Genomic DNA, 13022 nt, shown 5'->3' with positions numbered 1-13022 from the left:
AAAGGCTCGAAATCACTAAAATTTTGCTTGGCGATTCTAGTTTATTATCCCCTCGCTATTAAATCGCAATATATACCCCATGCAGAGTGCTGGATGTTATTTGTTATGTCGACTCTTTTCCTGACCACTATTTAGTGGAAAGTAACGTGATTTACACAGGAGCGACCTGCTAAGGCTGATCTTGCCGAACTTGTGTCAGATTATTTAGTGGAAATGATCGACTGGGAAGGTCAGATTGACTTCGGACAACGAATGGCATGGAGCGACTCAACGAAGAAATTCGCCGACGAGAACGTGTCATTCGCATATTGCCTAACCGTGAATCGGTTATCCGCCTAATCGGAGCTTTACTTATGGAGATAGACAAAAAATGGGCAGGCGGCAAAAAGTATCTCGATATGGGAGAGTACTTAGAATGGCGAGAAATGCAGGCCACAACTGCGTTGTCTAAAGTGATTCGTGTTGGCTGGTTTATTTCTCTAACCGTGGGGAATTTACACACAAAGATGAACTTGATCCTCTGGCAAAGTGGTACAATGATGGTTACACAGTCTACGGGTATGAAATGGATAAAGCTACAAATTGATTTATGCAGAGAATTCACCGTCGTTTCTTGGCGACGGTGAATTTTTTGAAAGATAATAAATAATTAAGATGGAAAGGGACGGTGAGGTTCAATCATGAAAAATCCGTGGAGATTGCTTTTTTTGGCTTGGCTGGCGCGGTGGTTCTCGGTGTGACAGCAGTCGTGCTGCTTGTGAATCGGATCGGATACGACAATTTGCAACTGCTGCTTACGCTGAAGCAAGCCGATCGCGATTACCTCATGCCCATGCACATCTTAAACACAACAGATCAACCTCTCGTTCCGGTCACAGTCACCCCGGAAGGGCATGGCATATATCTGACGGACAAACGACGCAGCTCTGATGTTCTAACACTTCTGCAAGAGCGAATGAACAAGGAAGGCTGGACCTACGACACACAAATGGGCAGCGGTTATCTGTTTACAAAGGAGCAGCAGAACGTAATCGTGGAAACAACCATATGGAACCGTAATTACGTGAAAATTACCATTCCAGGCAACGTCGTAACGCTTGCAGAGTAAATCTACAGGCGCTGGACGTGCTGCAACCCACCGTTCTCAACGTGCTGCATTGCCTGTACGCTGAGCTGACCTGCCGGATTTTTGGCGACACAGCCGCAACCGGGCCCGCCGCTGGTGTGACGACGAGATGGGCAACAACCACAAGAAAGTCGGCCGGTTTCGCGAGCGGCAGAAAAATAAAAGGGGAAGCTGAAAGAGGCTTCCCCTTGGCTTGTTTTTATCCTTTCACAAACACCGTCTTGATCGCGGTGAAAAACTCGATGGCCGCCTGACCCTGCTCGCGGGAGTGGGAGCTGGACTGCTTCATGCCGCCAAACGGGGCCTGCAGCTCCACACCCGCGCTCTCGGCGTTGATGCGCACCAGGCCGGCGTCCATGTCGCGGATAAATTCCAGCATGTTGCCGATGTCCCGGGTGAAGATGGAGGCGCTGAGTCCAAAGCGGGAATCATTGGCCAGCTGCAGGGCTTCCTGCAGGGTGTCCACTTTCATCAGCGCCAGCACCGGGCCGAAAATCTCCTCCCGGGCGATGGTCATGTCCGGCGTTACGTTTTCAAACACAGTCGGCTCCACGTAAAATCCGTGTTCCAGGCCGGGCGCGGTCACGCGTTTTCCGCCGCACAGCAGTACGGCTCCTTCTTCGAGCCCTTTCTGGATGTAGCCGAGCACTGTCTGCATCTGCCGTTCGCTGGCGCACGGTCCCATCCAGGTGTCGGGGGCGAGGCCGTCGCCCACTTTCAGAGCGGCCACCCGTTCCAGCAGCTTTTGCTTGAACGCGTCGTAAACGGCGCTCTGGACGATGACGCGGCTGGTGGCCGTGCACTTCTGGCCGGTGGAGCGAAGACCGCCGCTTACCGTCGCCTCCACGGCCAGATCGAGGTCGGCGTCGGCCGCGACGATGACCGGATTTTTGCCGCCCATCTCCAGTTGGTACTTGGCTCCCCGGGCGAGCGCTCCCAGGCCCACCTGCCTGCCCACCTGATCGGAGCCGGTGAACGTAACGGCGGCGATGCCGGGATGATCGACGATTCCCTGGCCGATGACCGAACCCGCGCCGGTCACCATGTTGACGACCCCCGGGGGCAGCCCCGCTTCGTCCACGCATTCCATCAGCTTGGCGGCGGTGACAGCGGTCTCCTGTGCCGGCTTGAAGACGACCGTGTTGCCGTAGACGATGGCCGGGGCAATTTTCCAGATGGGGATGGCGACGGGGAAGTTCCAGGGCGTAATCACGCCCACGACGCCCAGCGGCACACGGCTGGTAAACATCAGCCCTTCGCTGTCGGTGGAGGGGATGACGTCGCCGATTTTGCGCATGCCTTCCCCCGCGTAATAGCGCAGGATGGCCACGCCGCGGGCCGTTTCACCTTTCGCTTCCGGCAGTGTTTTGCCCATCTCCCGCGTCATGGTTGCCGCGATGTCGTCGAGGTGCCGCTCCAGCACGTTGGCCAGGCGGTACAAGTATTCGCCGCGGGCGGGACCGGAGAGCTTCCGCCAGGCGATTTGTGCCGATTGGGCCGCTTTCACCGCCTGATCCAGATCCTCGGCTGTCGATTTTTGCACGTATCCGATCACCTCGTGTCGGTTGGCCGGATTGATGCTCGCCTCCACCTGGTTGGACGCGGACGGCCGCCACTCGCCGCCGATGTAGTTTTGGTAGGTTTGCGCTTGTGTATGAACGCTCACGATGATTCCTCCTCTCAACGTATGGTTTTACAGGGAAACAACTGCTAGAACGTGGGGCCGATCCGCCAGATGCCGAAGTCGTGCTGCTTCAGGATTTCCGCTTTGGTCAGCTTGCCGGAGCAGACGTGGACCAATTCGTCAAAAATCCGCTGCCCCACGGATTGAAGCGTTTCTTTTCCTTCGATGATCGTGCCTGCATTCAGGTCGATGTTGTCCCCCATTTTCTCGAAAATGGGCGTGTTGGTGGCGATTTTGATCACCGGAGCGATCGGTGAACCGGTAGGCGTGCCGCGGCCGGTCGTAAACAGCACCACCTGTGCTCCTCCAGCCACCATGCCGGTCAGCTGCTCGATGTCGTGTCCGGGGGTATCCATCCAGACCAGGCCTTTTTTGGTCGGCCGCTGGGCGTAATCAATCAGCTCCTGCAGCGGCCGGGTGCCGGCCTTGTTGGCCGCGCCCAGGGACTTTTCCTCCAGAGAACTGAGGCCGCCCTTGATATTGCCGGGACTGGGGTTGCCGGTGCGGATGTCCACGCCCATCTGGATGGAGCGCTGTTCCATGGCGTGGATGACTTCGTAGACGCGCTTGGCCACCTTGTCGTCCACGGCGCGGTTGGCCAGCAGATGTTCCGCGCCGATCAGCTCCGTCGTCTCCGCCAGGATGGAGGTGCCGCCAAGGTCGACAATCATGTCGCTGACCACGCCGACGGCCGGGTTGGCGGACAGACCGGAGCAGGCGTCCGAACCGCCGCATTCCGTTCCGACGATCAGTTCGCTGAAATCGCACGGCTCCCGCCGCAAGACGGATGCGTCCTGCACCATCTTGGCAGCTATTTTTGCGCCCTGTGCGATCGCCGTCAGCGTGCCGCCGTGATCCTGGATGGAGACCAGTTCCACCGGCTTGCCCGTCTTGGCGATTTCCTCGGCTACGCTCCGCGCCTGATGCGTTTCACAGCCGAGTCCGAGGACGACGACGCCGTAGACATTAGGGTTGGCGCCCATTCCGACGTACGTGCGAAACGTCTGCTCGTAGTCGCTGCCCACCTGGGCACAGCCGTGCTGGTGGATAAACGAGACGGTCCCCTGCACCAGTTCGGTAATCTGCCTGGCCGCCTGTGTGGCACATGTAATCGTGGGCAGAATCAGGACGTGGTTGCGCACGCCGACGCGGCCATCCGGACGGCGGTATCCCCAAAACGTTGTGTCATGCTTCATGAGCGATTTTGTCTCCTCTCCCGCGTTTTCCTTCCAAATTGTGCACATGGACGTGTTCGCCGGGGGCGATGTCACGGGTCGCGACTCCGATGACCTCCCCGTATTTCACGATGTCCTCTCCCTTTCCGATCGGGCGGACGGCAAACTTGTGCCCGAATTCAATCGCCTGGCGGAGCGTCACCGTATGCTGCACGTCCAGACAGGAAACGGTGACGCGGCTGTCTGCCGGTATGGGTTCGAGGGCCGTGGCCACGTTGTCATGCGGCTGCATCATGATGGCGCGATAGGCGGACATGGACAAGCCTCCTTTCCGTATGTAACACGGGGGATGGAAATACCGGGATGTCGGGTGCAAGAAAGGGACGTGTAGGCATGTTCGGCAGAACGTCTGAGTAGTTTTATAATATAAAACGACATACGACAATATCGTATAATGGTTGGCAATTTTTATGATAGAGCAAATGGAAGCGCAATTGCAACTGTTTTCTGAATAAAAAATATTTTCAAATTTGGTGATTGTTTGGTGCGAAAATCGTTGCTATGATGAGAGTAATCATGATATAAAACCTGGTTTTACATACAAGAACCAAAGGAGGAAGGCTGCTCTGTGATTGGAGCAGATGAGTCCCGCCTGATGATGGAATCACCCTTGTACATCGACAGCGGGTTCGTGTTTGCATACATGCCAGAAGACAGACGGGGGGAGTAAGATGAAGCTGTTGACCTTTTATGCGGAGCGCGGCCTGACGCTTGGCGTCAAGACGGACCGCGGTGTGCTGGACGTAGCGGCATCGGTGGAGCGGCACGGCGGAACGGCTGCTGTTCCGCAGACCATCCGTCAGTTTCTCGAGGGAGGGGAGGAGGCGTTTCAGGCGCTTGCGGCCCACGTCCGCCGCATGGAGTCAGCGGGGGAGGCGCAGCTGTTCCTGGACGAAGAGTCGCTGCGCTTCGGGCCGTGCGTGCCGGAGCCGGGCAAGATCATCTGTGTGGGACTGAACTACCGGAAGCACGCGGAAGAGTCCAACATGGCCGTGCCCGAATATCCGGTGCTGTTCAACAAGTACAGCAACGCGCTGGCCGCGCACAACGACGAGATCACGCTGCCCGCGGAAGCGCAGCAGGTGGATTACGAGGCGGAGCTGGCCATCGTGATCGGCAGGCGGGCCAAGCGGGTAAAGCGAGAGGAGGCCCTCTCGTACGTGGCCGGGTACTGCAACGCAAACGACCTGTCCGCCCGCGACCTGCAGATGCGCACCAGCCAGTGGCTGCTGGGCAAAAGCTGTGACGGCTTCAGTCCGCTAGGTCCCTACCTGGTCACCTCCGATGAAGTGGGCAATCCCAACAATCTGGAGATCACCTCCTTTGTCAACGGGGACGTGCGGCAGCACTCCAATACTTCGGACATGATTTTTGCCTGCGACGAAATCGTTCACTACATCTCCCGGTACATGACCCTGGAGCCGGGGGATGTCATCCTGACCGGTACGCCGGAGGGCGTGATCCTCGGCTATCCCAAGGAGCGGCAGGTGTGGCTGAAGGACGGGGACGTGGTGACGATCGAGATCGAAAAGCTGGGCCGTCTCACCAACCGGATGAGGCGGGAGGCGTAATCCGGAGGGAAATCTGTGCAGCCGCGACAGAAAAACCGGACCAGTCAATGGTCCGGGTTCCGTTTGTAGACAAAGTCCGTGGCGCATGGGTGATTGGGCCCGCTCGCTCTCTTGACGACCAGTAAAGAAGTGGATAGCGCCCGCTCCCAAACGCGACGCGGGCAGGGGGCAAACCGAGCCTCTGGACTGGATTTTATGGGAAGATCGGTTTCTAGCGAGACCTTACTAAAAAATGAGCAGTTGTCATCAGTCTATTCTAGCTATTTTATCACGACAAACTTCATGCGACTATTTTGACCATTTCTTTCAATTATTCCATAAGACAGATACTCTCCAGACCTAAATAGTTTCGTCGTGATTATTTTTTCTTCCAATAAACCTTGGTGCTTGCCTGTTTTCAGATTGGCAATAAAAACTCGGTTCATTCCATAGCGATAAATCAGAAAATCGTTCTTAATAAAGGGGGTATCGTTCGTCAAGGTTTTTGATTTTCCAGAAAATCTGTATTTTACTTTTCCGTCCTGCAATGAAGCTACGGATACTTTTCCCTCTTCAGTCCATACAAACCAGTTCCCATGAACGTTGAAATCAATGATGCGTTCACCAATTAACAAATCAACAGCTTTGGAACGATCATAAGGAAACAAAGTGATGACATAACTCTTTTGTGACTTTCCGTCCTTATTTTGGTACTTTGACTGTTGGATGACTAGTCCTCGATCAGTGGGGGTTTGTACTGCAAAATAATATCCGTCCCGACCATCTTTTTCGCTTAGTTTTGTTTCTGCAATAACCTCTATAGCTTTCTGGCGATCTTGATGCAGGATCATCGCCTTACTTGTTACGATTTGGTTCTCTACCTCATACTCGATCCAAGTAACTTTTTTTCCGTAAACCCGCAGGATAGGAGGATCTGTACCGTCCTGACTTATGCCCTGCTTGATCATTTCAATTTTTTTATTCCCTAAGTCCATGGACATGATCCTCCACTTTAGTTCTAGGGAGGGATTTCTGTCATATTCTACCCAATATAAAACGTTATCAATTCCCACTAAAGAATTAATGATAAAAAATGGAGGGGCACTATATATTTTTTCATATTTCTTACTACTCCGGTCAAACAGTCCGACAAACGACTGTTGGAGCTTACTGTCGTCCATATCGAAAGCAATCACTCGATCGTTTACAAACTGTGGTGCGGTTGGAGCCCAGCGAAAATCAGGACTTTCTACTACATACTCCTCAATCTGGAACGGATAAGAAAATTCCTCAACGGAGTTAATTTCTACATCGGGGGTCTCTTCAATATTGATTAATGTTCGACCATCCTCAACTGTTTTCATTTCTTTGTTCTCAATTATCTCATCATCAGTTTCATTCGAAGTTGTCATTTGATGGTTATCATACTGGGTATACCAAATTCCAAAGGCTGCTAATACCATTACTCCAGCAATTGCAACAATTGTAATCGTCCGTCTCCCCATTTGATTTCCTCCATTCGCAAAGATAGGAGTCCTAGGAGGAATATTTTTCCCCCTAGGACTCTAACTACTCACCAAATCATAGCTTGTCTGAAGTGTGCTTGGTTGGCTTCCCAAATACCGTCTGCAGGATGCCATACATTACCAAGGGTTACACCGCGATTACCTTGGTCAAAAGGATCTGTGATACGAATTTCCCAATCATCCCAGTCATACCCTGAGGTGTTTACGATGTGTCCTGCAACGGACCTGGTATATTTGGGCATATAATCCGGGTCAATCTTCAAATCGAGTATGCTAGGATATCCGTTGTCGATTCCCCATTCAATTTTATCATTAAATTTACTTTGTTCATCGGAATCATGAGTTGTGTAAACATAATAATTTTCATCCTGATGATCATTTAATACGTCATCCACAACAGAGAAGACTGTACCGTCTTTAGTTGTACCAAGTTCGTCGGCATAGTAACGTTGACTTTTCGATGTGCCATTGATGTAATCCAGTACCTGTTTAACGGTGGCAGGACCACACCAATAACTTGTCTCCTGTTCGAAACTTGGGACCGAGATGACTCGAAAAAGACCTAAAGCAGATACTTTCCCTTCCGATTCCGCTGCTTCTCTCTTGTTAGTAATGTGTTCTCTTACCTTCCTCAATTTTTCTTTTTCAGCTTTTACCTGTTTTTCAGTCTTAACATCTTCGATCATTCTAGGATCATCACCAGTTCCTTCTCCCATTACAGTTTGTGGGAGCAAAAGCGCTGTGAATATAGTAGATGCTAGAGCAACTCGAGGAATCAGTTTACGTTTTTTCATTAATTCCACCTCCATCTATTAATCAAATAATACATAAGAAAATTATGAAAATTCTTGATTTGTTGATATATTCACCTCCATTAATACTCAATTAATAGGAATAAGGACTGGTACCAGCAAGTAATATGTTAGTTCGAAAGAATGAGATTGTCAACCAAAACATGGAAATTTATAAATCATCATCCATTTTTGGATACAGACTCTTGATCCCCGCCGTAGTAGATCAATACATCCAGCAGGATTGCCTCCGTCACCGAAGGTCCTGGATCTGCCTATGGATGCAATGGATAAGTGTTTGTATGCGTTACCGCATGCTTCGTTCGCATAGTCTTTCTCACAGCATAACACTGGAAATTGCAAACACCTAAAAGGAGGCATGGTGGACAACAAAAACACTACACATGAACAAAGCCCTTGGCATTGCCTACTGGCAACAACAAGGGCTGATGAGTTTGATATAGCGATATTTCACACTTCACCAAGTTTTGTCTGCGCTATTGGGTATTGGCAGCATCGTCCGTGCTGGAGGAGTCGCCATCCGCGGAATCATCGGAATCAGACGAGTCTTGATCCGCCGACTGGTCCGAATCAGAGCCGTCAGTGGAGTTGTCCGGGGCCGTAGTGTCTTTGTCCGAGGCATTGTCCGCACCCGACGTTCCTTCGCCCGTCTGGTCCGTTGCGTCCGGTGCAGTGGAGTCTGCCGGTTGCGCCTGGTCTGCATTGTCGTCGATGATGATGATCTGTCCGTCTTTTTGCCAGTCGACCTTGGCCTCCAACTGTTCGCTGATCAAGCGAATCGGCAGGTAGAGGCTGCCGTTTTTCACAACGGGCGCGGCGTCGGTCGTGAGCCTGTTGTTGTTCGTTACCGCCACGTTTTTGTTCACCGTAAGCGAGATTGTGCGGTCTCCGCGGGTTACGGTGACGATCCCTGTAGTCTCATCCCAGCGCACATCCGCGTTCAACGCCTCGCGGATGACCCGCTCCGTCACCAGCGCACGTCCGCCTACGATAAACGGCGCCTGATCCAGCGTGAGTTCCACGCCGTTGACGAACGCTTTGATACCCGTCACGTTCGCCTTGGTGTACAGCTGGCCCAACGTTTGAAACGGCTCGGTATTTCCGGCCTGATAGGTTCGCTTCAGCAGTTCCTTTTGCACCTCGATGGCCTGCGGCAGATCGGAGATGTCGACGAGTGCGTTGACCAGCTCCTTGTACGTGGCTGCCACCTGCTCTGTCACCTCAGGTGCGTCTTTCAACTGCTGGCGGAGTTTGCTCAGTTTTTCCGCATCCTGCACTGCTTCCTGGACAGTCAGAGTGGTGTTTGACTGATCGGGTGCAGTTGCGGAGGGAGTTGTTGTATCGTCTTCGGTCTGTGAGGGCTTGTCCGCCGACGATTGCTCATCTGTGTTTGCCGATGTGTCAGTGCCGGTTTCATCCGTCGTCGCTGCAGCATCTTCGGTCTGCACTTCGGCATAGACCGCTGGATTTTGGTTCGCCAGCTCTTCCGCTTGTGCCAGTGCTGCAGGTACGGCGCCCACCATCAAGGCAGCCGTGAGAGAGGTCGTTACGATCTTTTTCATCTGTAATCCTCCTCCTTCTCGCAAATGATGTCGATGTTTCGTGACAGTGCCATTCTACCAAATACTGCTAGTGGGAAAATGATCGAATAGACCAAAAAATTTATACAGCCTTGGTCCTTCGCATGCTGGCTCCAACCGGGGCAGGAACAGGCACATCTTCACCCGAATCATGTCGGTTCAGTCAAATGTTCATGATCGGTTGGTACGAGAAAACGTTGTGCGGAAGCCTCCTAAAACTGGAAGGACAGTGCAGTTCGTCGGGAGGGAGAGAAGGCGAAGGGAGAGGAGAAAAAAAGGAGCAGCCGCTTGTCCATATTCTGGCAAATCTAGGACAAATCTCGTGCAGACGCCGATGATATTGAGGAAAAGGAACGCATTTGTTCCAAAAGCAGCCTTTTTTCAGGACAAAAGCAACCGCACCGATGTCGGCAACCGATGCGGTTTTACGCATGGATGAGATAACGGATTTGGCGGTAGCCACCCTGATCAAAACAGCGTATCTCCCGCATTCCCAATCCGTCCGGTCTCGTACGGCGGAGAGATGATGCCGGAGACGACACCGATGATGCGGATGTTTTCCGACGGCAAGACGAGCGGTGCGACGCCCTTTTTGGCGGCGGTAAACACGCACTCCACCGGATTGACGTCTTCGGCGATGCGGACGATGTACTCCCCCTCCTGCCTCACCAGCACAGGTCTGCCCCGCACCGGCTCCAGTGAATAGTCGGCAATCAGCAGGGCGTCCCCCTCCCGAATCCCGATGTTTGCAAGCCCGTCGTCCCGCATGATCAAGGCGAAACGGGCCACGTGATAGCTGGCCGCAAGCAAATACGGCATCAAATATAGCTCCTCATCCTCCAACGGCAGCTCAAAGAAACGGGTGCTGTAAGCATCACCGGCAATAAACACGCGCTTCATTCCACAACCTCCTCTCATCACCACGCAACAGGATAGCCTTTGGTGTACAGTCTGTTGAGAAAACGCTCAAACCGCTTGCGGGCAAAGTCGAGCGGCACACGAAACGTCCTGGCCAGGTAGCTGGGTGCTTCATAGCGACTGCAATGCCCAATCAGCGAGTCAAACATGTAATACGGCATCAGCAGGTGTTCGGCGAAGTGATTGGCCTGGGCCTCCTGCCAGTCAATCATCAGGTCGCTGCCCAGCGGCTGAACCCCTTCATGCAGCAGCAGATGCCCCAGCTCGTGAGCGATTTTGACCCGCCGTGTGGGCTCGTCCAGCCGTTCGTCGACAGCGATCACGAAGCGGCCGGCTTCCTGTGGATGACGGTGCGTGCGGCTCCGCCCGCGGATGCTGCGCAGCTCGATGCCGTAACTGGCGCACAGTTCGGGAAGGTCGATCTGCTCGGGACGCTGGATCCCGTGATGCCGCAGCAGCAGGTATACACGTGATTCCAGCCACGTCTGCGGCTGGCAGATATCAGCTACGAGGAAGTGCATGGAAACCTCCTTTATGCGGAACATATGTTCGGTTTATGGGTGGAAAGAATGCCCCGTCGCGGGGCTACTTTATCTTTTTGATCTCCTCCGTGATGGCATACAGGGAAGGAGAATGGCTTTCTTTTACATGGTGGGGCTTCATTTGCTTTTTCAAATCGTACCAGTATCGGCGAATCTCTTTTTTCTCTTCTTCGGATGCTTCCAAATACCCGTCGAGAAAATAGTAGTCGTCCGGATCGTCGATTTTTTCCTGGAGCAGCTCGTCCAGTGTCCGTTCGCGCTTATGGTCGTTCGCGGCGGATGGAGGAAGCGGCTCGTCCACTCGCCCGAGCAGCCAGTCGGTCGAGACGTTCAGCACGTCGGCCAACATGGTCAGCATGTCGTTGGGGGGCGAGCTGTGATTGTTTTCGTAGTTGCTGATCGTTCCCTTGGTCGTCCGGACCATTTCCGCCAGACCTTCCTGCGTTAGTCCTTTCGCCCTGCGGGCCATTCGCAAGCGCTGGGACAGCATGGACCATCCATTCCTTCCTGTGAGATGGGTACAAATATATTGTACACAATTGGAGGTTATTAGGAAATATGGTACAAAAAACTTGTATTTCCCCGTTGACATACAAGACTCTTGTACTATATGATGTGAATATCTTCCAATACAGAACACGTGTTCTTATGTGGTTGTTATGGTGATCCATATTTTTCCTACATGTATGAGAGGGATGTTGGAAAGGGGGAGGGTACATTGAATCAGCAAACATTGACAGAGGAAGAATGCCGTACGGTACTGCGCCGGCTTGCTTGGCGCATCCAATACCAAGCCAGGAAGTACAGACAGCGGGAATGCCTGGGGGCCGAACGGGTTGTGGCCCTGGTATCAACGGACCAGGACATGTCTGCGCTGTACGTCCGGGAAATGTTGGCCGCGATCTCGTCGGACAAGGGCAGGTGGATCGTTCAACGCGTGATCCTGCACGGGTATCCCGAACGGGAAGTGGCTCGCGAACTGGCCATGTCACAGCAGGGGGTGAACAAATGCAAAACGAAAGCGCTGCAACAGCTGCGCACGCGTCTGCAGCATTTGAACGGCTGATGGACGAAGCCCGGAAAGGGGACAATGAAGCGCTGCTCCAGCTGTTGGAATGGTTTGAACCGGAGATTCACGCGCTCGCCCGGTTTATCAAAATGCCGAGAGAAGACAGCATCCAGGAGATCAAGGCGCAGTTTATCGCGTTTATCCGCGAGGGTGAATGACCGTGCGGATGCTCAGACAGCTTGGTTTTGATCGGATGGCATCGCTCATCTGTCTGATTGATGCAAGGTTGGACGGCGGACAAGCCTGTAGAAAAAAGGCTGCACGACGGTTTGTTTTGGGCCGTAAGGAATATGCAAGGCCGGGAACTGATGCTTCTCGGCCTTTCTCTATACGAAATGGAGTGAGCAGCTAATCGAAGGCTGTTTGTTTTTGGATGACAACAGTCACCGTTTTCGTTGGCGCATGCGGATATGTCAATTCCAGTGTATAGTGATCCGGTTTGGCGTTCGGAAAGGGAACCAACCTTCCCACGGGGAAATGGACGGTAAAGGTACCGTCAGGATTGACAGGATAGTCAAACGCGTACATCATATGCTGCTTGTAATTCTCCTGACCGCCATACAATCCGATTTGAAGCGTTTTGCCCGGTTGCACGTAACCGTCGATTTTACCCGCAACAGTGATTTGGTTTTCGGGAAGCGGCAGTGTGAATACGCTCCGTTCTTGAGGTGACAGAATGACGATTTCCGACACTGCTTTTTCTTGGGAGGCAGCCGGTTCGTCCGCGCCTGTTTCCGGAGACGCGGGGGAATAGAGACCACTTACCGCTGCACACAGGACAGCGACGATCTGTATAAGCATCGTTGGTTTTCGCATCTCGATCCATATATGGTTGACATTTATTTAAATTATTTCTAAATGTAAGACGCTTCTGCACCCGGTCATGTTTCTGCGTCGCACAAAAAACATGCGTCGAATGAGCCTTCGCAAGGCTCTTTTCTGTTTGGAAGAAAAAGAGATGACCCGGTTGTTACGCGACC

At 52.7% G+C, this 13022-nt stretch carries 15 protein-coding genes and 1 pseudogene; 6 read left to right on the top strand and 10 right to left on the bottom strand.

Going from position 1 to position 13022, the window contains the following annotated elements:
• Positions 1–239 precede the first annotated feature (239 nt).
• The 3 genes and pseudogenes from KDN35_RS18475 to KDN35_RS20150 all read left to right on the top strand — a co-directional run.
• Positions 240–431, top strand: a pseudogene (locus KDN35_RS18475) (transposase); the annotation flags it as partial.
• Between the two features lie 260 nt (positions 432–691).
• Positions 692–1108 carry a hypothetical protein gene (locus KDN35_RS18470; protein WP_212133526.1) on the top strand — a complete coding sequence of 139 codons (417 nt, stop codon included), beginning with the start codon at positions 692–694 and terminating at the stop codon, positions 1106–1108.
• Between the two features lie 70 nt (positions 1109–1178).
• Positions 1179–1301 carry a CGNR zinc finger domain-containing protein gene (locus KDN35_RS20150; protein WP_212133530.1) on the top strand — a complete coding sequence of 41 codons (123 nt, stop codon included), beginning with the start codon at positions 1179–1181 and terminating at the stop codon, positions 1299–1301.
• A gap of 24 nt (positions 1302–1325) precedes the next feature.
• Here the strand turns inward: KDN35_RS20150 and gucD are convergent, their stop codons facing one another.
• The 3 genes from gucD to KDN35_RS18450 are packed head-to-tail and all read right to left on the bottom strand — an operon-like array spanning position 1326 to position 4301.
• The gene (gucD, locus tag KDN35_RS18460) at positions 1326–2792 is read right to left on the bottom strand and encodes an alpha-ketoglutaric semialdehyde dehydrogenase GucD (RefSeq protein ID WP_171566602.1); all 1467 of its coding nucleotides are present in this window, start codon (positions 2790–2792) and stop codon (positions 1326–1328) included.
• Positions 2793–2836: 44 nt separating this feature from the next.
• Entirely contained in the window at positions 2837–4006 is a 1170-nt protein-coding gene (locus KDN35_RS18455) for a UxaA family hydrolase (RefSeq protein WP_171566603.1), read from the bottom strand.
• Positions 3996–4301, bottom strand: coding sequence for a UxaA family hydrolase (locus KDN35_RS18450; protein WP_171566604.1), 306 nt, complete (start codon positions 4299–4301; stop codon positions 3996–3998). Before KDN35_RS18450 ends, KDN35_RS18455 begins: the two co-directional genes overlap by 11 nt.
• A 415-nt stretch (positions 4302–4716) precedes the next feature.
• Between KDN35_RS18450 and KDN35_RS18445 the strand changes: the two genes are divergently transcribed.
• The gene (locus KDN35_RS18445) at positions 4717–5616 is read left to right on the top strand and encodes a fumarylacetoacetate hydrolase family protein (RefSeq protein WP_171566605.1); all 900 of its coding nucleotides are present in this window, start codon (positions 4717–4719) and stop codon (positions 5614–5616) included.
• Between the two features lie 260 nt (positions 5617–5876).
• Here the strand turns inward: KDN35_RS18445 and KDN35_RS18440 are convergent, their stop codons facing one another.
• The 6 genes from KDN35_RS18440 to KDN35_RS18415 all read right to left on the bottom strand — a co-directional run bounded on the left by KDN35_RS18440 (position 5877) and on the right by KDN35_RS18415 (position 11463).
• Positions 5877–7100 (bottom strand): hypothetical protein, encoded by a 1224-nt coding sequence (locus tag KDN35_RS18440; protein ID WP_171566606.1) that lies wholly within the window; start codon positions 7098–7100, stop codon positions 5877–5879.
• Between the two features lie 68 nt (positions 7101–7168).
• A complete protein-coding gene (locus KDN35_RS18435) occupies positions 7169–7915 on the bottom strand; it encodes a C39 family peptidase (protein ID WP_230077827.1) in 747 nt (248 codons plus the stop codon).
• A gap of 494 nt (positions 7916–8409) precedes the next feature.
• On the bottom strand, positions 8410–9495 hold the full coding sequence (locus KDN35_RS18430) for a copper amine oxidase N-terminal domain-containing protein (RefSeq protein WP_212133522.1): 1086 nt from the start codon (positions 9493–9495) through the stop codon (positions 8410–8412).
• A gap of 486 nt (positions 9496–9981) precedes the next feature.
• Positions 9982–10413: a LexA family transcriptional regulator gene (locus KDN35_RS18425; RefSeq protein WP_212133521.1), complete on the bottom strand. Its 432-nt coding sequence runs from the start codon at positions 10411–10413 to the stop codon at positions 9982–9984.
• 17 nt (positions 10414–10430) lie between these two features.
• Entirely contained in the window at positions 10431–10952 is a 522-nt protein-coding gene (locus KDN35_RS18420; RefSeq protein WP_171566610.1) for an ImmA/IrrE family metallo-endopeptidase, read from the bottom strand.
• Between the two features lie 64 nt (positions 10953–11016).
• Positions 11017–11463, bottom strand: a complete 447-nt coding sequence (locus KDN35_RS18415; protein ID WP_171566611.1) for a helix-turn-helix domain-containing protein — start codon at positions 11461–11463, stop codon at positions 11017–11019.
• A gap of 228 nt (positions 11464–11691) precedes the next feature.
• On the opposite strand from KDN35_RS18415, the gene KDN35_RS18410 reads away from it, so the two are divergent.
• Both KDN35_RS18410 and KDN35_RS18405 read left to right on the top strand, forming a co-directional pair.
• Positions 11692–12039 (top strand): sigma-70 family RNA polymerase sigma factor, encoded by a 348-nt coding sequence (locus KDN35_RS18410; protein WP_171566612.1) that lies wholly within the window; start codon positions 11692–11694, stop codon positions 12037–12039.
• Positions 12039–12200 (top strand): helix-turn-helix domain-containing protein, encoded by a 162-nt coding sequence (locus KDN35_RS18405; protein WP_249179193.1) that lies wholly within the window; start codon positions 12039–12041, stop codon positions 12198–12200. Before KDN35_RS18410 ends, KDN35_RS18405 begins: the two co-directional genes overlap by 1 nt.
• Positions 12201–12390: 190 nt before the next feature.
• Here KDN35_RS18405 and KDN35_RS18400 read toward each other — a convergent pair whose 3' ends face one another.
• Positions 12391–12858, bottom strand: a complete 468-nt coding sequence (locus KDN35_RS18400) for a hypothetical protein (protein ID WP_171566613.1) — start codon at positions 12856–12858, stop codon at positions 12391–12393.
• Positions 12859–13022 lie beyond the last annotated feature (164 nt).

Source organism: Brevibacillus sp. NL20B1 (assembly GCF_018195675.1).
GTDB lineage: Bacteria > Bacillota > Bacilli > Brevibacillales > Brevibacillaceae > Brevibacillus > Brevibacillus aydinogluensis.
The sequence above is the reverse complement of the archived record's forward strand: the minus strand, read 5'-3'. Positions and strand labels throughout refer to the sequence as shown.

Excerpts from the sequence above, each read along its gene's own strand:
- KDN35_RS18455 (WP_171566603.1), bottom strand. The coding sequence starts at position 4,006 with ATGAAGCATGACACAACGTTTTGGGGATACCGCCGTCCGGATGGCCGC.
- KDN35_RS18450 (WP_171566604.1), bottom strand. The coding sequence starts at position 4,301 with ATGTCCGCCTATCGCGCCATCATGATGCAGCCGCATGACAACGTGGCC.
- KDN35_RS18445 (WP_171566605.1), top strand. The coding sequence starts at position 4,717 with ATGAAGCTGTTGACCTTTTATGCGGAGCGCGGCCTGACGCTTGGCGTC.
- KDN35_RS18440 (WP_171566606.1), bottom strand. The coding sequence starts at position 7,100 with ATGGGGAGACGGACGATTACAATTGTTGCAATTGCTGGAGTAATGGTA.
- KDN35_RS18435 (WP_230077827.1), bottom strand. The coding sequence starts at position 7,915 with ATGAAAAAACGTAAACTGATTCCTCGAGTTGCTCTAGCATCTACTATA.
- KDN35_RS18430 (WP_212133522.1), bottom strand. The coding sequence starts at position 9,495 with ATGAAAAAGATCGTAACGACCTCTCTCACGGCTGCCTTGATGGTGGGC.
- KDN35_RS18425 (WP_212133521.1), bottom strand. The coding sequence starts at position 10,413 with ATGAAGCGCGTGTTTATTGCCGGTGATGCTTACAGCACCCGTTTCTTT.
- KDN35_RS18420 (WP_171566610.1), bottom strand. The coding sequence starts at position 10,952 with ATGCACTTCCTCGTAGCTGATATCTGCCAGCCGCAGACGTGGCTGGAA.
- KDN35_RS18415 (WP_171566611.1), bottom strand. The coding sequence starts at position 11,463 with ATGCTGTCCCAGCGCTTGCGAATGGCCCGCAGGGCGAAAGGACTAACG.
- KDN35_RS18405 (WP_249179193.1), top strand. The coding sequence starts at position 12,039 with ATGGACGAAGCCCGGAAAGGGGACAATGAAGCGCTGCTCCAGCTGTTG.
- KDN35_RS18400 (WP_171566613.1), bottom strand. The coding sequence starts at position 12,858 with ATGCGAAAACCAACGATGCTTATACAGATCGTCGCTGTCCTGTGTGCA.